The sequence below is a fragment of the Pristimantibacillus sp. PTI5 genome (genome assembly GCF_048572955.1).
Lineage (GTDB): Bacteria > Bacillota > Bacilli > Paenibacillales > Paenibacillaceae > Pristimantibacillus.
Map to the genome: position 1 here is coordinate 5733206 of NZ_CP183886.1, position 20152 is coordinate 5753357.

Annotated in this window: 12 protein-coding genes; 11 read left to right on the top strand and 1 reads right to left on the bottom strand. The window is 51.3% G+C overall.

Annotated elements, in window-relative coordinates:
- Positions 1–73 precede the first annotated feature (73 nt).
- From ACN6MW_RS25310 to ACN6MW_RS25325, 4 genes are all read left to right on the top strand, one after another.
- On the top strand, positions 74–4102 hold the full coding sequence (locus ACN6MW_RS25310; RefSeq protein ID WP_419872623.1) for a GH32 C-terminal domain-containing protein: 4029 nt from the start codon (positions 74–76) through the stop codon (positions 4100–4102).
- 150 nt (positions 4103–4252) lie between these two features.
- A complete protein-coding gene (locus ACN6MW_RS25315) occupies positions 4253–11344 on the top strand; it encodes a GH32 C-terminal domain-containing protein (RefSeq protein WP_419872624.1) in 7092 nt (2363 codons plus the stop codon).
- A 102-nt stretch (positions 11345–11446) separates the two neighbouring features.
- On the top strand, positions 11447–12451 hold the full coding sequence (locus ACN6MW_RS25320; protein WP_419872625.1) for a hypothetical protein: 1005 nt from the start codon (positions 11447–11449) through the stop codon (positions 12449–12451).
- 33 nt (positions 12452–12484) lie between these two features.
- The gene (locus ACN6MW_RS25325; RefSeq protein ID WP_419872626.1) at positions 12485–12790 is read left to right on the top strand and encodes an acyl carrier protein; all 306 of its coding nucleotides are present in this window, start codon (positions 12485–12487) and stop codon (positions 12788–12790) included.
- Here ACN6MW_RS25325 and ACN6MW_RS25330 read toward each other — a convergent pair.
- Positions 12753–13592: a PIG-L deacetylase family protein gene (locus tag ACN6MW_RS25330; protein ID WP_419872627.1), complete on the bottom strand. Its 840-nt coding sequence runs from the start codon at positions 13590–13592 to the stop codon at positions 12753–12755. The genes ACN6MW_RS25325 and ACN6MW_RS25330 overlap by 38 nt on opposite strands.
- Before the next feature lie 89 nt (positions 13593–13681).
- Here ACN6MW_RS25330 and ACN6MW_RS25335 point away from each other — a divergent pair, with 89 nt between their 5' ends.
- From ACN6MW_RS25335 to ACN6MW_RS25365, 7 genes are all read left to right on the top strand, one after another.
- The gene (locus tag ACN6MW_RS25335; RefSeq protein WP_419872628.1) at positions 13682–13930 is read left to right on the top strand and encodes an acyl carrier protein; all 249 of its coding nucleotides are present in this window, start codon (positions 13682–13684) and stop codon (positions 13928–13930) included.
- The gene (locus ACN6MW_RS25340) at positions 13923–15251 is read left to right on the top strand and encodes a hypothetical protein (protein ID WP_419872629.1); all 1329 of its coding nucleotides are present in this window, start codon (positions 13923–13925) and stop codon (positions 15249–15251) included. The genes ACN6MW_RS25335 and ACN6MW_RS25340 overlap by 8 nt, the downstream gene beginning before the upstream one ends.
- Positions 15252–15315: 64 nt before the next feature.
- Positions 15316–16356: a hypothetical protein gene (locus tag ACN6MW_RS25345; protein WP_419872630.1), complete on the top strand. Its 1041-nt coding sequence runs from the start codon at positions 15316–15318 to the stop codon at positions 16354–16356.
- Positions 16328–17497: a radical SAM protein gene (locus tag ACN6MW_RS25350; RefSeq protein ID WP_419872631.1), complete on the top strand. Its 1170-nt coding sequence runs from the start codon at positions 16328–16330 to the stop codon at positions 17495–17497. The genes ACN6MW_RS25345 and ACN6MW_RS25350 overlap by 29 nt, the downstream gene beginning before the upstream one ends.
- Positions 17498–17530: 33 nt before the next feature.
- The gene (locus tag ACN6MW_RS25355; RefSeq protein WP_419872632.1) at positions 17531–18514 is read left to right on the top strand and encodes an ABC transporter ATP-binding protein; all 984 of its coding nucleotides are present in this window, start codon (positions 17531–17533) and stop codon (positions 18512–18514) included.
- On the top strand, positions 18511–19320 hold the full coding sequence (locus tag ACN6MW_RS25360; protein WP_419872633.1) for an ABC transporter permease: 810 nt from the start codon (positions 18511–18513) through the stop codon (positions 19318–19320). The genes ACN6MW_RS25355 and ACN6MW_RS25360 overlap by 4 nt, the downstream gene beginning before the upstream one ends.
- Entirely contained in the window at positions 19321–20136 is an 816-nt protein-coding gene (locus ACN6MW_RS25365; protein WP_419872634.1) for an ABC transporter permease, read from the top strand.
- The last annotated feature ends 16 nt before the right edge of the window (positions 20137–20152 follow it).

The window sequence follows — 20152 nt, forward strand, 5'->3', positions numbered from 1 at the left end:
GCTTACATAACGGATTCTTATTTAAAGTGATGCTCGCAGCTGTAGTACCGATACGATTCTAGGAGGCGTAAGGATGAGGATTGGGAAAGGCATTACGAAGCTTTTTGTTTGTACGCTGGCTATATCATTATTCGTACCCGCATTATTCGCACCGCCCAAAGCAGAGGCGGCTGCAACGAAAATCGCCGAATGGAAGCTGGACGAGGGGAGCGGCAAGCTGGCGAAGGAAGAAGTCAGCGGAACGAATGACCCGATTAATTATGTATTCAACAATGCGGTTTACAAGCCCTCGAGTGATCCGATTTGGCGCAGTGATGGCATTTCGGGTAAGACGCTGCTATTCGACGGGTATTCAAACTGGATTACGCACAGCGCTATTTCCACTCCTGCAAACGCGATGACGGTTGAAGCTTGGGTAGCCCCGCGCGCTTATGAATGGGGAGACGGAGGCATTCTGTCCGCGGTGGTAGATCAGCAGAATAAATCGGCTAATCAAGGCTTTATTCTTGGCGTATTCCGGCACGGCACATGGTCATTCCAGTTCGGGTCCGGGGGCGCCTGGCATGAAGTATGGTCCTATGAGGCGCTGCCCAAAAACGAATGGTCGCATATCGCGGCAACGGTCGACGGTACCGCGGGCACGATGAAGCTGTACTTGAACGGAAAACAGGTGGCATCGAGCGCAATACCAGCAAACACAACGATTTCCCATTCCTCAAACAATCTGCTGATCGGGAAAAATAACCAAAGCACGCCGCTTGCCGTTTTCCCGCTCAATATGTTTAACGGACTTATCGACGAAGTGAAGCTTTACAATGGCGCCTTTACGGCTGCCGAGGCGCAAACTGCATATGACAGCCGGTTATCGGCGCTAGGAGGCAATCTTCCGACGCCTAATCTAAGCTTTGACCGGAGCGTATATGACGGGGATAAGCATCGGCCGACCTACCATGCCATTGCGCCGGGCCATTGGATGAATGAGCCCCATGCGCCGGTCTACTATAACGGACAATACCATTTGTTCTATCAAAATAATGCGCAGGGGCCTTATTGGCACAATATGCAATGGGGGCATTGGGTCAGTGACGATATGGTGCATTGGCGTGATCTTCCGCCGGCTATATCTCCTGAACTGTTCCAGGTCGATCCTGACGGCGATTGGACGGGAAGCGCCGTCATCGACGATTTCGGCAATCCTACTTTATTTTTTACGGCTGGCAACGATTCCAAGCCCTATATGGGCAGTAACCAAAACGTAGGCGTGGCGAGAAGCACCGTCCAGACTGACGGGGACAACGACTTGAAGCGGTGGGTTAAAGAATCCAAGCTGGCGATTACGCAGCAGTCAGGCCAAGGCATCTCTGGAGAATTCCGCGACCCCTATGTATTCAAGGACGGCTCCACTTGGTTTTTGCTGAACGGTACGGGTATTGCAGGACAAGGCGGAACGGCAGCGGTCTATTCGACGACGGATCCGAATTTAATGAACTGGACCTATCGCGGTCCTTTATACCAGGCTAATATGACGAATTATCCGTTTTTGGGGCCTGTATGGGAGCTTCCGATTATTTTGCCGCTAGGCGGCGGAAGGCATTTGTTTGCCATTAGTCCCGTAGGGTCAGGCGCGGATGTGGAGGTTTATTACTGGATTGGGACCTGGAACAGCACGACCGCGAAATTTACGCCTGACAGCCCGGCTCCGCAGCTTATGGACTTTGGCGATTTTCATTTTACTGGACCGAGCGCCTTTACGGATCCGGTAACGGGACGGAATATTATGTTCACGGTTGCCCAGGGCCAAAGAACGTCTCAGGAGGATTCCGATTTTGGCTGGGCGCATAACGCGGGTTTGCCGGTGGAACTGCAATTGCGCCCGGACGGCAAATTAGGCATAAATCCGATTTCTGAATTGCAAAGCTTACGCGGACAGCAGCTCTTGAACATTACGACGGATACAAGCTTTGCGGCCGCAAATACAGCTCTCTCATCGATAACCGGGGATACGCTTGAAATTGAACTGGAAATTGCCCGAGGTTCGGCGGACAGCGTAGGTCTCAAGGTGAGGAAATCGCCAAACAGCGAAGAAGAAACCTTGCTTTATTACAAGAACAGCAATGACGAATACGGCGTCGATCGGACGAAAACGGTTGCCGGCAGCAATAAGGGCGTGCAGAAGGGCACTGTCGATATCGGCAGCGAAAACGTCAAGCTTCGCGTTTTCCTGGATAAATCGATGGTGGAGTCTTATTTAAACGGCTTGAAGTCGATCACGACACGGACGTATTCGTCACGCAGCGATGCGCAAGGGCTTCAGCTTTGGGGAAATGCGAATACAAGCTCCATCACGGTCAAAAGCCTGAAGGTTTGGCGGATGAAATCGGCCTATGAGCCGGTTCCCGTAACGGGCGTAAGCCTTGCTCCGTCTTCGCTGGAGGTTTTGGTCGGCGGTAAAAAGACGCTGCAAGCGGTGGTTGCACCGGCCAATGCGACGAATAAAAACATCATCTGGACGTCCAGCCAGCCTTCCGTTGCGACGGTCGTAAACGGCACCGTAACAGGCAAAATGGCTGGAACGGCGGTCATTACGGCAAAAACAAGAGATGGCTCAAAGCTTGCCACGCGAAGCGTTACGATCGTAAACGCCCCAACGTCTGTCAATTTGTTTAACGGCGGCTTCGAAGAAGGCGATTTAAGCGGCTGGATCGTGGAGAGCGGTACAGCATTTTCTAACACCGCGATTACGAACCAAACGACTTTTTGGGGGACTCAGCCTTTTAACCAAACGGGAAGCTATCATCTATGGGGACATTTGAGCGGGGGAGACGCGTCGACAGGGGTCATGAAGTCGGAAGTCTTTACGCTGGGCGGCAATGGCCAAGTGAGCTTTAAAGCAGGAGGAGGCTCGGATATCGATAAGCTCTATGTCGCTGTTTACCGGGCATCGGATAATAAGGAGCTGTACCGAACGAGCGGGCCGGGCAGCTACTGGGATTGGCAAAGCAGCAAGGGCACGACGGAAGCCTATACGCGAAGGAGCTGGGATGCAACGGCGTATATCGGCACCGCTATGTACATTAAAATCGTGGATGAGCGGACGGATAACTGGGGGCATCTCAATGTCGACGATTTTATCGTTCCGGTTAAGCCGGCGGGGAATGCCGCAGGCATTCTGGAAAACCACGATTTCGAGAGCGGCGATTTAACGGGCTGGACCGTTGTCAGCGGCAATGCGTTCAGCGCCGCGGACGTAATAAACGACACTGGCTGGGGCTGGGGCGGACCGTTCAATCAAAATAAAAGCTATCATCTTTGGGGGCATAAAGATGGCGGAGACGCGCAGACGGGCGTGTTGAAATCGGATAACTTCGTTTTGGGCGGTTCCGGGGCCATCGACTTTTTGGTTGGCGGCGGCAATGACATCAGCAATCTATATGTTGCTTTGGTGAGAGCCTCCGACGGAGCGGAGCTGATGAAAGCGACAGGAAGCAATAATGAAGCCTACACGCGCATCAACTGGAACGCTTCGGCGCATGTCGGTACGGAATGCTATATCAAAATCGTCGATCAGTCTGCCGGAGGGTTCGGGCATCTTAACGTGGATGATGTCAATGTGCCTACGCTGGTGGAAACAAGCGAGCTGGCGAACCATGATTTTGAAAGCGGCGATCTAGCGGGCTGGACGGTCGCAAGCGGGGATGCCTTCAGTGCCGCGGATGTCACTTCCGATACGGGCTGGGGCTGGGGCGGACCATTCAACCAGAACGGCATTCATCACCTTTGGGGCTTTAAAGCTGGAAGCGACGCTCAGGTTGGCGTATTGAGATCGGCGGATTTTGAGCTGGGCGGCACGGGAGCCATTGATTTCCTGATCGGGGGAGGCAATGACATTAGTAATCTGTACATTGCTTTGGTCAGGGCGTCCGATGGAGCTGTGCTAATGAAAGCGACGGGCGCCAGCAATGAAGCTTACGCCCGAATGAGCTGGAACGCCGAGGATTACGTAGGCACAACCTGTTATATCAAATTGGTGGATCAGGCGACCGGAGGCTTCGGCCATCTAAACGCAGACGATATTCATGTACCGGTTGCGGTGAACGGATAGCGTAAGGAATAAAACTGGAGAGAGGCGGCTGTTCGTCCAAGGGACGGCCATCCTCTACTCTAGTGAAGCGATTGGAAAACGGAAAAGAAGCAGCACCTTTACGTAAACGTTTACGCGAGAGAATAACTATTTCTGGGGGTAAGCACACGCATGCGAAAAAAAGCATTGAATCTGGTGATGGCTTTTATTATTATCTTTTCATTGTGTTATCAGGCAGCGCCTCAGCCATCGGCATCGGCGGCGGGCTCGAATCCGTTGACGGCCGAGCAGCTCAGGCCTTTAATCCATTATACGCCCGAGCAGAATTGGCTGAACGACCCGAACGGGCTCGTGTATTATGACGGGGAATACCATATGTTTTATCAATATAAGCCCTCGGGCAATACATGGGGGGAGATGTTCTGGGGGCATGCGGTCAGCAAGGACTTGATCAATTGGGAAGAGCTGCCGATCGCTTTATACCCGGATGAGCTTGGCCATATGTTCTCAGGCAGCGTCGTCGTGGACTGGAATAACACGTCAGGCTTCGGAGCTAACGGCAAACCTCCGATGGTGGCGATGTTTACGCAGGAATATTCGAACAAACAAGTGCAAAGCCTCGCTTTCAGCAATGATAACGGGAGAACATGGACGAAATATGAAGGGAATCCCGTCATTCCGCAGCCGTCCGAGCTTACGGTATTTCGTGACCCTAAGGTCATTTGGCATGAGCAAACACAAAAATGGGCAATGGTCATAACTGCGGGGGACCATGTCCGTATTTATTCCTCGCCGGATTTAAAAACATGGAAGCATGAGAGCGATTTCGGATCATCCGAAGGCTCCCATAACGGTTTTTGGGAAACGCCGGATTTGTTCCCGCTGGCTGTCGACGGGAATCCGGATGAGATGAAGTGGGTTCTTTCCGTTAGTCTTTCGGAAGGAGCGCCTGCCTTCGGTTCCGGCATGCAGTATTTTGTCGGTGAATTTGACGGTGCGGCATTTACGAATTTGAATCCCTCGGAGCAGGTGCTTTGGACGGATTACGGCGGTGACTTTTATGCGGGGATGACTTTCAGCGACGTGGAGGGCCGCCGCATTTGGCTGGGCTGGATGAATAATTGGCATTATGCGCAGTCCATTCCTTCCGCCGGCTGGCGGGGATCCATGACGGTGCCAAGAGAGCTGACGCTTGCGAGCAATGCCGGCGCAGGCATTCGAATGAAGCAAATGCCGGTTGAAGAGCTGCAGGAACTCCGCCTTCCGCCGCTTGCGATTGAGCCACTTGACGTCATCGACGGAAGCATCAAGCTCCCCGAAGGCACAGGGGCTGCGTATGAGATCATCGCGGAGTTTGCGGTAGACAAGGACGCTGCCAGCCGCTTCGGTTTCCATGTTCATTCGGGTGAAAACCAGAAGACGGCCGTTGGCTATGATACGCAGCGCGGCAAGCTGTTCGTGGATAGGACGCAATCGGGCATTACCAGCTTTAATAAGGAATTCGGCCAAGCCGTGCATGAAGCGGATTATTCGGCGGGTGAAACGTTAAAGCTTCATCTTCTTGTCGATAAAACCTCGGTAGAGTTGTTTGCGGATGATGGTGCCGTCATATTTACCGACCTGCTATTCCCGGAGACGGGAGAAAATGAAATCGAGATCTTTGCGGAAAACGGGACCGCGCAGCTTCAATCGCTTGCGGTTTATCCGCTAAAGGCAGCAAACATCGGTAAAACCAATGAAAAGCCGATGTCAGCAAACGAAATTCCGAACCCCGATTTCGAGAGCGGCAATTTAAACGGCTGGACGGCCGAGGGTGATGCTTTTTCGAATGCGAATGTGGTAACGGATACGGACTGGGGCTGGGGCTGCTGCTTTAATAAGCAGGGCACCTATCATGTATGGGGCGCCAAGACGGGTGACGCTTTAACCGGCACATTAAGCTCAGCGCCGTTTGAGCTGGGCGGCTCCGGCGACATCAGCTTTCTGATTGGCGGCGGCAACGATATTAATCAGCTGTACGTCGCGTTAGTCAGGGAGGAAGACGATCAAGAGCTGATGAAGGTTACGAACACGGAATGGAAGGATGACGGAACGCTTAGGCGCGTTCATATGAATGCAGAGGAATTTGTGGGACAGCAGGTATATATGAAGGTTGTCGACAGCCACACCGGCGGCTGGGGACACATTAACGTCGATGACTTTCAGGTGCTGAACGCCCCGGAAACCATTGAAAACCCCGACTTTGAAACCGGAAACCTAACGGGCTGGACGACAATCGGCACGGCGTTTGCAGCGCCGGTATCCGATGTGCCCGTCTTCTGGGGAAGCACGCCGTTCAATCATCATGGCGTTTACCATGCTTGGGGCTTTGCGGGTGCGGAAAACCCTGACTTTTCGGACCGCCGGACCGGGGAAATGAGATCGACTACCTTCCGCTTGGGAGGCACTGGTAAAGTAAGCTTCCGCGTTGGCGGCGGCGAGGATTTGGATAAGCTTTATGTGGCGCTCGTTAATGAAGCGGATGATGAAATTTTGTTTAAAGCGACAGGCGGTTCATCCACTTTGGGCGAGGGCTATCGCCAGGTTGAATGGAATGCCTCGGATTACTTGGGCCAAAAGCTGTATCTCAAGGTCGTTGACTATCATACTGGCGGCTTCGGGCATATCAACGTAGACGATTTCTCCGTATACAACACCCAGCCGATCATCCCGCGGGAGCTGGAGAATCCGGGCTTTGAGTCTGGTGACTTGACGGGCTGGACGGCAGACGGAGACGCATTCTCCGGCGTGATCACTAATCAAGCAGCCTTTGGCGAAGACGCGGCGGCATTCGGGCATGAAGGAGAATTCCATGCTTGGGGCTTGTCGGGAGGAGCAGAAGGAACAAATGCGAATAAACGGACGGGTTCGTTGACCTCCCATTCCTTTATCCTGTCCGGGACGGGTAACATTGAATTTTTGATCGGGGGCGGCGAGGATTCCGAGCTGCTGTACGCGGCACTCGTCAGAGCTTCCGACCATGCCGTTCTTATGAAAGCGACAGGCACGAATTCGGAGAAGTATACGCGTGTCGCGTGGGATGCTTTGCCTTATTTAGGCGAAGAGCTCTACGTGAAAGTCGTTGATGAAAGCAAGGAAGGACATATCAATTTCGATGGCATCAAGGTTAGAGGAACGGGCCTTCTTGGAAGCTGGAGCTTTGACGAAGGTCAGGGAATGACCTCAAAAGATGCGGTGCGCGGTATAGATGACAACGTTCACTATGTATTTAATAACGCGAGTTATAAGCCGTCCACGGAGCCGCTTTGGAGAGACGGGATTACAGGGAAAGGCTTGCTGTTTGACGGCTATTCCACCTGGCTCGAGCGGCCAGCCGACCAAATCGCGAAGCCTGACGATGAGATCACGATCGAAGCGTGGGTAGCTCCCAGATCCTATGAATGGGGCGATATGGGCCAGCTGTCCGCTATCGTCAATCAGCATGACAAAGCTCGCAAGACCGGTTATATCCTTGGAATGGGACGCCATGGCAAGTGGTCCTTTCAAGCAGGCATTAACGGCGAATGGTCGGAGGTGTGGGCGGCAGCGGATAAGCCGCTTAACAAGTTTGAATGGTCTTATATAGCGGCGACATACAGCAAAAGCGTAGGCAAGCTGAAGCTGTATTTGAACGGAGAGCTTGCAGGCGAACAGGCCGTTTCCAGGAAAATGCCTATTGCGCCGTCAAATAGCAGTTTTCTAATCGGCAAAAACAACACGGGAGCCGTTATTAACGGCGTATTCACGGCAAACATGTTTAACGGCTTGGTAGATGAAGTAAAGGTTGGAAACACCGCGCTCGGGCCGGAAGAAATTGCTCTCCGCTATGCTGCTGCGGCAGACCAATTCGGAAATGCCGGGGCGCCTGAGCCGGAGCTTGATTTTGACCGCAGCGTTTATGACGGAGACCGTTACCGGCCTCAGTACCATTTTATATCGCCGGGGCATTGGATGAACGAGCCGCATGGCCCGTTGTTTTTTGAAGGAAAATACCATCTATTTTATCAGCATAACCCGCAGGGTCCTTACTGGCATCAAATTCATTGGGGGCATGCGGTAAGCGAGGATATGGTTCATTGGAAGGATATGCCGGTTGCTCTTGCGCCGGATGGGGGTTCTGTCACGCCGGACGGCGTGTGGTCGGGCAATGCAGTGGTGGATGATAACGGAAATCCCGCTTTGTTCTTCACGGCAGGAGACGATCAAGCGGTTCCTAATCAGAACACGGGACTTGCCCGCAGTACCTTTGCGGAGGACGGAGACGCCAATCTTGAAAAATGGATCATGGAGGACCGGGTAGTCACCAAGCAGGAAAATAATCTTCCGGCAGAAGAGGGGGAAGTTTGGTTTGGCCAGTTCCGGGATCCCTACGTATGGAAGGACGGGGACATGTGGTATCAGCTTGTCGGTTCCGGCATTAAGGATGTCGGAGGAACGGCGCTGCTTTATTCTTCTCCCGATATGGTGAACTGGACGTATGAGAATCCATTCTTCGTCGGGGATTATAAGAACAGGCCGGATACGGGACAGGTGTGGGAGCTGCCCGTACTGCTGCCGGTAGGCAAAGACGGGAACGGCACGCAAAAATATGCCTTCTTCATTAATCCGTGGTTTGACCATTACAGCGAGCACAACGTGAAAAACGTATTCCACTGGATCGGTACCTGGGATAAGGAAGCGAACCGTTTTATTCCCGATCAGGAGCAACCGAGCTTGTTTGATTTCGGCGAGCATTTTACCGGTCCGAGCGGCATGGTGGACGGACAAGGGCGCTCGATCCTATTCAGTATTGCGCAGGATCGGCGCACAGAGCAGCAGCATTATGATGCCGGCTGGGCTCATAATGCCGGCTTGCCGGTCGTGCTGTCGCTTCTGGAAGACGGAACTCTTGGCGTAGAGCCGATTGAAGAGCTTAACTCGCTTCGCGGCGATCGGCTGATTGAAATAGCTGATTCTGGGGTTGAAGAGGCTAACTCACGGCTTAAACAGGTAAAAGGCGATATGCTCGAAGTCGTTCTCGAAGCGGATTTATCGGACGCGAAAGAGTTCGGCATAAAACTGCGCGCGTCTGCCGACGGACGTGAGGAGACTCTTCTTTCTTATAACAAAGAAAACGGCCGGCTTGAGCTGGATCGCAACAAATCCAGCTTGGATCCGGATATTGCCAAAGGGATCCACGGCGGTGAAATGGCTTTGGATGAGGGGCGTCTGTCGCTTCATATTTACTTGGACAGTTCTATGATCGAAGCTTACGCGAACGGGAAAAACAGCATCACCACGCGCGTGTATCCGAGTCTTTCGGATGCGCTCGGGCTAGAGCTTTGGAGCAAAGACGGCGAAGCGAAAATCGTAAAGCTTCAGGTATGGGAAATGGAATCCGCCTATGGTGAAACGGTTGAATCCTATTGGCCGGCGGCAGAGCCGGCTGCGGAAAGCGTGAGCGGGCTGGCTAATCATGATTTTGAAAACGGCGACTTGTCCGGGTGGATCATCGAGGAGGGCAATGCTTTTACGGATGGGCATGTGACGAGCCGGAACGACTGGGGCTGGGGCGGTCCTTTCAACCAAGCCTTTGACCGCCAAGACACGGGTCGCCATCATTTATGGGGCTTCCATCCAGACTATGGCGACGATGCCGTAGGCAAAATCAAATCGGAGACATTCACGCTTGGCGGGAATGGAGCCATTGATTTCTTGATTGGCGGAGGCAGGGATATCAACAAGCTGTATGTTGCGCTTGTAAGAGCCTCAAATGATGAAGTGCTTATGAAAGCAACGGGACATGACGGCGAGCAGTATCGAAGAGTGAAGTGGGACGCTGCAGCTTATAAAGGCGAAAAGCTTTATATTCAAATCGTTGACCAAAGGACCGGCGGCTGGGGGCATCTCAACGTGGATGACGTAAATGTTCCGGCAGCTGCTGCCGATCCGGATCCGTCAACTGGAGGAGAAAATCCGTCAACCGGCGGAGTTACGGATGCGTTTAACCAAGCAGCAGGGAAAATTACGATAGAGGCGGCAAGCATTCGGATAGAAACGGATGCAGAGGGGAGAAGCGCAGCCAAGGTCGAGCTTTCGGAGGCACAGCTTGCGGGCGGGCTGAAAACCGCCGCCACCTCGGTAAACAGGCAGCTTATTATTGAAGTGCCTGCGAATTCTGAGAATATGCTGGCAGCAGCCTTGCCTATGAAGCCGTTAATGGAAACGCTCAAAGCGCAGCCGGGCACCGTTGTTACAGTCGTATATGGCAGGCTGACTTACGATGTGCCGCTGAAGCTTCTGCTCCAAACAGCAGCGAATGAACAGACCGGAATGCTTTATATTTTAATGGGACAAACGACGAAAGACGAAGCTGACAAATTGAAAGCATCAGCTGAGCAAACAGGCATCACGCTTCTCTCGGCGCCAGTCGAATTCAAGCTAATGCTGGAGTCGGAAGGGGCATTTACGGAGCTGTCGGACTTTGGTTCCCAGTATGTAACCCGCTCAATAACGATAGACGGCGCATGGAATGCGGCGGATGCAACGGCGCTTAGGTTTGATCCCGTATCAGGAGAGTTTGCCTTTGTTCCTGCGGTATTCAGGGCAGTAGAAGGGAAAACGTCGGCCGTGCTGAAACGAAACGGCAACAGCATATACGTTATTGCGTCTGCTGCGAAATCGTTCGGTGATATTGCCGGGCACTGGGCGGAACAGGATATCGAGCTGTTATCCGCCAAGCAAATTTTAAAAGGCAAGTCAGAAGCTAGCTTCGCGCCGCAGGATACCGTTACGAGGGCAGAATTTGCCGCGCTGCTTACCCGCTCGCTTGGTCTTGCGGACGATGGGAAAGCCACGGTTTCGTTTACGGACATCAAGGAAAGTGAGTGGTTTGCAAGCGAAGTCGCTGCAGCAGCCCGGTTCGGACTTATTCAAGGGTACGGGGATGGATCATTTAAGCCTCGCGAAAACGTCAGCCGCGAAGAAATAGCCGTTATGCTGGCTAGAGCAATCGCCTTCGCAGGAACAATAAACGGCGAGTCCGAGGGTGGCAAGACGCTTGGAAGCTACGCAGATAGCCAGAAGGTTAGTCCTTGGGCAGTCCAGGCCGTATCGGATCTTCTGGCGAAGAAACTGCTGCAAGGGAGGAGCAATGGCTTGCTCGACCCTAAGGGAGCGGCTACCAGGGCGGAAATCGCCAGCCTGCTGCATCGCCTATTAAAGGCTGTTCAATTTGTAGACTAGCAAACAGCATCGATTACGTTTACATTAATAGAGTCCATTATGCCTGCGAAGGGGCGGCATGCCGCTTCTTCGCAGGCAACGGACGAATAAAGGAGGGTGAACATGAATTCGAAAATTTTACCGATGCAGTATCCGCTCGTCACGTCATGGCAATGGCAGGCGAATGCGTTCGCGGTATTAGACAATTATCCGGAAGCGGAGCCGTGGATCATGAGCCATTTCATCCAGCTCCAGCTTACTTCGAACTTTGGCAGCTCCTATGTGGACTTCTACCGTACGCCGACCTTCGAGTTTTGCCCGTGGCTGTTTCATCAGCACTTGAAGCGGGAAACCGTAAGCTATTTTAATGCTGACATTTGTTCTTTTTTCGTAGACAGCATTAATATGAACAACTATATTTACGGCGTATTCGATCAGGCTTATTTTTTGCAGGGACATGACCGTTTGCCTCATGACTTGTTCATCTACGGCTATGACCTTGAGCGCCAAGTGTTTCATGTCGCCGATTTTACGTTCACGGGCAAATATTCGTTCGCGGAGGTTGCTTTCACTCAGATGGAAAAAGCATACCATGCCATACAAGGCGGAGATGATTGGCTGTATCTCGGAAAGGGAGGCTTGTCTTTAATTAGCTATAATGACTCGCTAGGCTACGAATTTCGGTTAGCGAATGTAATTGAACAGCTGGAGGGCTTTTTGTCGGGGACAAACAGCTTTGAGAAAATGAGGGAAATGACTTACCGTACCCGGCCCTGCGTTTTTGGACTGGAGGTATATGACAAGCTGATCGAGGATTTAGTCAAAATCAATCGCAAGGAGATGGAGGCAGATTACAGGCCGTTCCATGTGATCTGCGATCACAAGGCGCTTATGCTGCGCCGTCTAATATTTTTGGAGCGGAACGGCTATGTGGAGAGCGGAACAGGCTTGTATGAGCGCTATAGGGATGTAGAAAATGATGCGCTGCTTTGCAGAAACCTGTTGATCAAATATACGTTAACGAATGATTCGTCAATTATCGACAAAATGATAACGAATGTAAGAAAAATTATAAAGAATGAAACTGAGATAATTGAAATCTTATTATCCAAGCTGGTGTTACGCTAGTTCACGAACGGATAAATAGAAGGAGCGTGAAGCATGAGTAAGCTAACCATCGTGAAGGAAATGATCGAGTTGATCGGGCAAAAGGCGAATGGCTTGCCGGAATCGGCTGAAATCCATGCCGAAACGCCGCTGCGCGAAGTGTGGCTAATGCTGGAATCGGTTCAGATCGTTGAATTGATCGTACAGTTGGAGACGCATTACGGCATTTCCTTGCCGGATGAGCTGCTGGGCCACATCGACCATAACGGATTAACGGTAGCGAAGCTGGCCGAAACGATTGAAAGGGAAGCGTTCGCGCCGCTTACGTCACGTCCTCGCCCAGAGGAACGAAATCTTTAGCATTAGCGGCATACACCTTGAACCGGTAGTCCTTGCTTTTAGACCGTACGGCCTTATGATCCGCATACGCAGAGTTTGCGTGTCCCGCCATTTGTTTGAGCATGTGGTATTTCGACCGCCAAAGCAGGCGCAATTGGGAGCGGTACTTCGTAACGGCGTTTATTTTGGCTTTTAGATTGCAGCGCCGCAGTGTTATCCATTTGGCATACAGCCCTTCGGCAAGATCGCATTCCCAGCTCAAGTCCTTGTGAAAGGATAGATAAGGCAGGTCTTCGTAGTAAAAGAAAGGAATTCGTGAGCGATCGGCAGTCCTGAGCCGAAATTGTTCGGCAGACGCCCGTACCAGGCAGTGGTCGACATGCCGTCCGATTCCAAGCGGCACATATACGCCGTCATAGTTATCGATTGGTATCTGCTTCAAAAATACAGTTACAATCTCTTCCATCACCTCGGCTTCATTCCTCCAGTCTGTCTCGAAGAGATCCTGCAGCTTACCGTAAATCGGGCTGCCGTCTTGCTTTTTCCGATAAATGCATTCCAGAACGCCAAGATGAAGGACGCTGGCGCCGATTGCTTCCGCAGCATGAATATCCTCCTGCTTACGAATATCCATTGTTTCCGTTCCGAGTCCGAATTTTTTGTGCAGGATTCTGGCCAGCATCGACAATTCCGTACCCATTCCCGTGAAGACAGTCGCAATAGTTACCCGATTATGATTTTGAATAAGCTCATGGATATAGTCGCCGCATGAAATCACGGCATCATCTAAATGTGCAGAAATAAATAAATAATGTTTGTTCATAAGGTCACTCCTTTAATTTTTTAATGCTAATTATATACTAAAATAACTTTATATGTGAAAGTAATTATAATTAGAAAGGAATTGTGAATATGTTTAATGATATAAAAGAAATTATTGTAAAAATTAAAGAGGATAATGCGCTGGGCATCACTCTTACTCCCGCTAGCGATTTGATCAATGAGGTCGGGCTGGATTCCCTGCAAATGATCAATTTCATTCTCGAGGTCGAGGATCGGTTTAACGTTGAAATCGTATACGAGGATTTGGATTACAGCTGCCTGCTTTCCATTGAAAGCTTTATGTCTTTCCTGCAAGGCATGGAGAAAAAGGTTGGCTAACATATTGTTTGCCGGTACCTTCGACGCGGAATCGTATTGGAGAGACGAGTCTTTGGCGCGTTTGCCCGCCCTTCGGGATAGGGAAAACGAGCGAATCGTCCTCGCGATGGATGAGCTCTTGTTTCCGTTATGCGGCAGCGGAGATGCACTATTGACCCGATTTGCTATGGAAGAGTCCCACAAGGCTTATTTAAGCCAAATCGGCTTCACTTTCATGCATTTCAACTTGAATGGGAAGGATGCCGAACCGAATCTTTTTAAAACGCTGGCGGTCAGTGAAGACCGGGATGAGAACTACGCGGCTTACCGGTATTTGTCGCCTTTCTCGATCGTGCCTTATACCCATGCGGCTGCAGCCAAATACGGGTATAAGAGCGAGCTGCCTTCCTTGGAGGCAGTGAAAAGCGTCAATTCAAAAATCTATTCGACGCAATTATCGGAGAAGCTGCTTGGCGAGACCCGGGGAAAGCCCGTTTATTCAGCCGAAGAGCTATCGGTTTTTGGGCTGGAGCTGCTAGAAAAGCATGGATCAACGCTTATTAAGGATCCTTATGGCGTTTCCGGAAAAGGCAATATGCTGATTCAATCGAAGACGGCCTTGGAACGAACGGCTGCCTACATCCGCAAGCAGGAAGAGAATGGCCGCAGCGTCGCATTTGCCCTGGAGCCTTACCTGGAGGTGGAGAGAGATTTCTCCTGCCAGTTCGAAATCATGCAGGGCGGCGCCTTCCGGCTTGTCAGTCTGCAGAAAATACTGAATAGGCAATTTGCTTATTTAGGCTCAGTATCGATGGAGAAAGAAGAGCAGAATACGCTGGAGAAGAACGGGTATTTCGATATCATGGAGCAGGCGGCGTGGAGTCTGTACCGAGACGGTTACTTCGGGCCGGTATGCATCGATTCCATGACATTGCGGGACGGGACGCTGGAGCCGATCGTCGAAATTAATGCAAGGCAGTCGATGGGTTTTATTAATCACCATTTGGACCAAGTGCTCGGCAGAAATGGAAAAAAAGGCTTGTTAACCTTCCGTTCGGTAGGCTTTCGCGAGCGGGTTGATTACGAAGGATGGTTGAACGAGCTGAAGCGGCAGGACATTTTATATCCGAATCAGATGGGCAACGGAATTGTACCGCTCTCTTCGGCCGCCCTGCTCGCTAATGCGCCAGCGCCGGATCGCGAAGCAACGCCGGAGAGCGGAAGCTATTACAAAGGCAGGCTTTATATGAGTATCGTCTCCGATGACGACATGGAGAGAGAACGTTATTTGGATCGTTTGAGGCTTATTTTCGAGAGGAAAGGGGGGAAATGGCATAGCTAATTTAGCTTATCGGACGGTTACCCTCCTCGGGTCAGGCAACTCGCTTGGCGTTTATGTGCCGGTCATGCAGCTAAGCCGCCAGTTGATCTGCAGAGGCATCCCCTCCGAGGTCAACGTGCTGGAGGATCTGTATCTGGACCGGATTAAACAGAAGGTGCCTGCCTACAAAAAAGCTTTCCATGACAGCTTTGCCGTAGCCAGAAAGGGAGCGGAGTTAGCACGTGATATTTCCGATTGTCTCGATTCCGTGAAAGTTGATTTGCTGCTATCGAAATGGAAACAGGAGGGGAGAACCCATTTCATCGCGGCGACCGGTTTTTGGCTGCCGGTTATCGAGCTGTATCGACGCAGGTCGAAAGAGCTGCGGCTCCACATTGAATTTCTGCACTTGGATGCTGCCGAGACGCCTTCTTATTCGGTGTACCGGGAGTGTGATGAATCCTTCAAGCACACTTGGTTTTACGGCCGGGAAGACGAGCCCATGACAAGAAGGATCGCGATGACGGACGGCACGCCCGCGGCGCTCCATCAACGGGAGGAGCGGTATATCGTTCATGGGGGAGGTTGGGGAATCGGCACGTATCAGTCGGCCGCGCAGGAGCTGCTGCAGGCGGGCAAACGGCTGAATGTCCTTGCGTATTACGACGAAGACATGAAGCCCCATGAGCTCATTCAATATTACCGGAACGATCCCGCATGGAGCCCGTGGGTAATGGATGAATCAGGTCGCATGCAATTTCCGCCGCTTGCGAGGATCGAGACAGGGAAAGCGCCGCAATACGTCAATCACGAGCATTATCCGCCGCTGTTTGACGTGATTCTCCGCTCTGCCGCGATCATAAGCAAGCCGGGAGGCTATTCCTTGATGGAATCCATGGCTGCCGCGACGCCCTTCGTCTTTTTGGAACCGTTTGCGAAGCATGAGGCGAGCAACGCAAGCTACTGGATTAAGCAGGGCTTTGGGATAAGGTACGAGGACTGGAAAGCGGAACATTATGCGATGGATACGCTCGTTCGTTTGCATGAGAACCTTATGCGGGCAAGAGACCAATTGATCGATTATGGAGGGGAATACGATGCAGCCCAAAACGACCAAAACCTTTGATGAGCGGGTTTTTAATGACTTGAAACGAACGATTATGAACATGTCCCGTGCCAGCCGTCTGCGGGAAGGCAACAGCCGCTATGCGATGGAGATTCCCGAGGATATCGGAATAAAGCTGAACAACGGCTGCAACCTGCGCTGCAAGCATTGCTACGAATGGAACGAGGACGGTTTTCACTGGGCGATGGCTAAGGAAGACCAAAAGAAAGAGATTGATATCCCGCTCATCGAAAAACTGCTCGAGTTTACCCGGGAGAAAAAGTCCAAGCTTTACTTATGGGGAGGAGAGCCGCTCTATTACAGCAAATTTCCGCAGCTGGCGGAGCTGCTGGAGAAGGACCAGCGGACGGTTACGATATGCACGAACGCTATTTTGCTCGAGCAGCAGCTTGATTCGCTGCTTAAGATCGGAGAAGGCCTCGTTGTCCTTGTCAGCTTGGAGGGCTTTGAAGAGGAAAATGATGCGATCCGGGGCAAAGGTACCTATAGTAAGGTGGTTCAAGCGGTCGAGAGGCTGCTGGAGCTGCAGAAACAAGGCATTTTTAAGGGGAAAGTGTCCATCAGCCTGACCATGAACGATGCAATGATTCCGAAGCTGTTCTCCTTTATGAAGCATTTCGAGGAGATGGGGGTCGATTCGGTCTACTTTGTTTATCCCTGGTACATCTCCCCTGAATCTGCGGCAGATATGGATGAATTGTACGTGAGGGAGTTCAGCTGGCTTCAGCCGGTCGAGCCGCAGCACTGCAGCTGGCACTCCTTCACCTATCATATTTCGCCGGAGAACATCGAGTCGCTGAAGGACGAGGTACGGCGCATTTCGGAGCATACCTGGAGCAGCCGAATCCGGTTTATGCCTGCCCTCGAGCAGGATGAAATCAGTGATTTTGTCCGGGGCATCCAGAGGACGGGCATGAAGAAGAAGGAATGCCTGGCCATATCCACGAGGATGGACGTGCTGCCGAGCGGAAATGTCACGCCATGCAAGTTCTTTCCGGAGCTCGCCGTAGGGAATATCTCCGAAGCGCCGGTGAAGGAGATCTGGCACGGGGAAAATTACGGCAAGCACAGAGAGCTGTTATCCTGCGGTTTAATGCCGGTCTGCTCGCGCTGCGGGCTGCTGTATCATTACGGTCGGTAATTCTAACTGCTGAGGATTGGGGGAGATGGAATTTTGGAAGCAATCAAGGTCGAGCAATTAGCAAAAAGCTTTACTTACTACACGAAAGAGGTTGGGGTCATGCACTCCCTCAAAAACCTCTTTTATCGCAAATCTCTAACAAAGCACGCGGTGAAAGACATCTCCTTCTCTATCGCCAAGGGGGAGATCGTGGCTTTTCTCGGGCCGAACGGGGCGGGAAAAACGACGACGCTAAAGATGCTCTCCGGCATTTTGCATCCAACGGGCGGCAACCTTTCCGTACTTGGCTACAAACCCTACGAGAGAAAAAAAGACTTCAAAAAACGCTTTGCCATCGTGATGGGTCAGAAAAGCCAGCTTTGGGCCGACCTGCCAGCCGCCGAATCGATTCTGCTGAACCGTTATATTTATCAGGTGGAGGAGCAGGCCTACCGGCGTACGCTTGACGAGCTGGTCGAGCTGCTTGACGTGAAGCATGTGCTTAATGTGCAGGTCAGGCGGCTGTCGCTCGGCGAGAGGATGAAGATGGAGCTGATCGCGGCGCTTATCCACAAGCCGGAGCTCCTTTTCCTTGACGAGCCTACGATCGGGCTCGATGTCGTGACGCAGAAGCGGGTAAGGGAGTTTCTTGCTTATTACAATGAGCATCACCAAACAACGATTATTTTGACGAGCCACTATATGAAGGACATCGAGGATTTATGCAAAAGAACGATCATCATCAACGACGGCAGGCTTGCTTTCGACGGCAATTTGAAGCAGGTGCAGGACGCGGCGGACGGTACCAAGATCGTAAAGCTGAAATTCCATTCCTTCGTGGAACCGGAGAGACTCGAACCGTTCGGCGAAGTCCGGCAAACGGACGGTTATCAGGCGACGCTCGAAATTGCCAAGGAGAAGATTAACCCGGTCTCTAAAGAGCTTCTCACGATTTTGCCCGTGGAGGACATTACCATCGAAGAACGGCCGATCGAAGAAGTGATTGTATCGCTCTATGACAGGAAGCTGTCCGAATGAGCACTTATTTGAAGTATACGCGCGTGTTCAAGCTGGGCGTGCAAGCATCGCTGGAATACCGGCTTGATTTTGCCTTAACCTTAGTCAGCGCCTTTTTTCCCATTCTGATCCAATACTATATTTGGACAGCAGTCTATGGGCAATCGGAGACGGGGGAGTTTTTTGGCTACACCTACGGGGAAATGATTTTGTATACGATCGTGGCGGCCATCGTGACCAAAATCGTATCGACGAATATGGATCATGTGATCGCATCCGATATTAAGGACGGCGCGCTGAACAAACATCTGGTGCAGCCTGCCAACTATTTCGGACTTAAGCTGTTTTCCATGCTTGGGCAAAAGATGTTTTTTCTAGGCACGATGCTCGTTATTTTGTTTATGACGCTGCTGTATTTTACCGGCTTGTATGATGTTCGGATTCCGCTTGCGAACTTGATTTGCTTTGTAGCGGCTATAGGCTTGTCTCTCATTCTCGGTTTCCTTATCTCGTACACGATCGCCGCTATTGCCTTCTGGCTTTCCGAAATTTCTTATTTTTTTGAAATGACGGGTTTGTTTGTCATTATTCTGAGCGGGGGCGTATTTCCAATCGAGGTGTTTGGCTCTACGATGAATGCGATACTGAGCTATTTACCATTCAAATACACGATCTATTTTCCGGCAAATGTCATCAATGGCAAGCTGGCGCTTCATGAAATCATGAACGGATTGCTAATGCAGGGTTTCTGGATTGTCATGATGCTGATTGTGTCGAAGGCGGTCTGGCGAATCGGTTTGAAAAAGTATCTTGGCTTGGGAGGCTAAATGTTGAAGGCATGGCTTAGCACGCTCAAAAGCTATTTCATCATTTATTTGCGTTTTATTAAAAATTGCTTCATTGCACAAATGGAATACCGAACGAACTTTGTGCTTGGCATTGCGGTAGAAATCGCCTATCTGTTCTCTAAACTCTTGTACGTTATTGTCGTCTATAAGACGGACCTGCACATCGGCGATATCACGCCTGACGGTATTTTGATGTTTGTTGGCACCTATACGATCATGACGGGTCTGTATGCAGGGCTGTTCTTTACGAATTTTGTCCGCATTCCCGACTATGTGAGGACGGGGGAGCTTGATCTGCTGCTGGTCAAGCCGATTTCCCTGCAATTTATGGTATCCCTCCGCTATATCGATCTGGGAATGCCGATTCCGAATCTCGCTGCCGGCATTACGATGGTAGCCATCGGCTGGAACGCGCTCGGCATACCCGTAACATTTTACAATCTATGCGTATTTGCTCTGTATCTCGCAGCGGCGCTGATGATTACGTACGGCTTGATGATTATCCCGGCGCTGCTGTCCTTTTGGTTTGTCAATACGGGAGGGCTGGCCGGCATTTTTTATGCGATTTGGGATGCGAACAATATGCCGATGCCGATTTATTCCCGTCTGATCCAGCGGATTGGCGTTTATGTTCTTCCCTTTCTCGTCATTACGAATTTTGCTCCGATGACCGTGATGGGACAATTGGATAAAGGGCTAATGCTTTGGGGAGCGGCTGCTCCCATACTGCTGCTGGCTGCGGTTCGTCTCGTTTGGAATAAAGCGATTAAAAATTACAGCAGCGCAAGCGGCTAAAAAAAGAAGGGAGCAG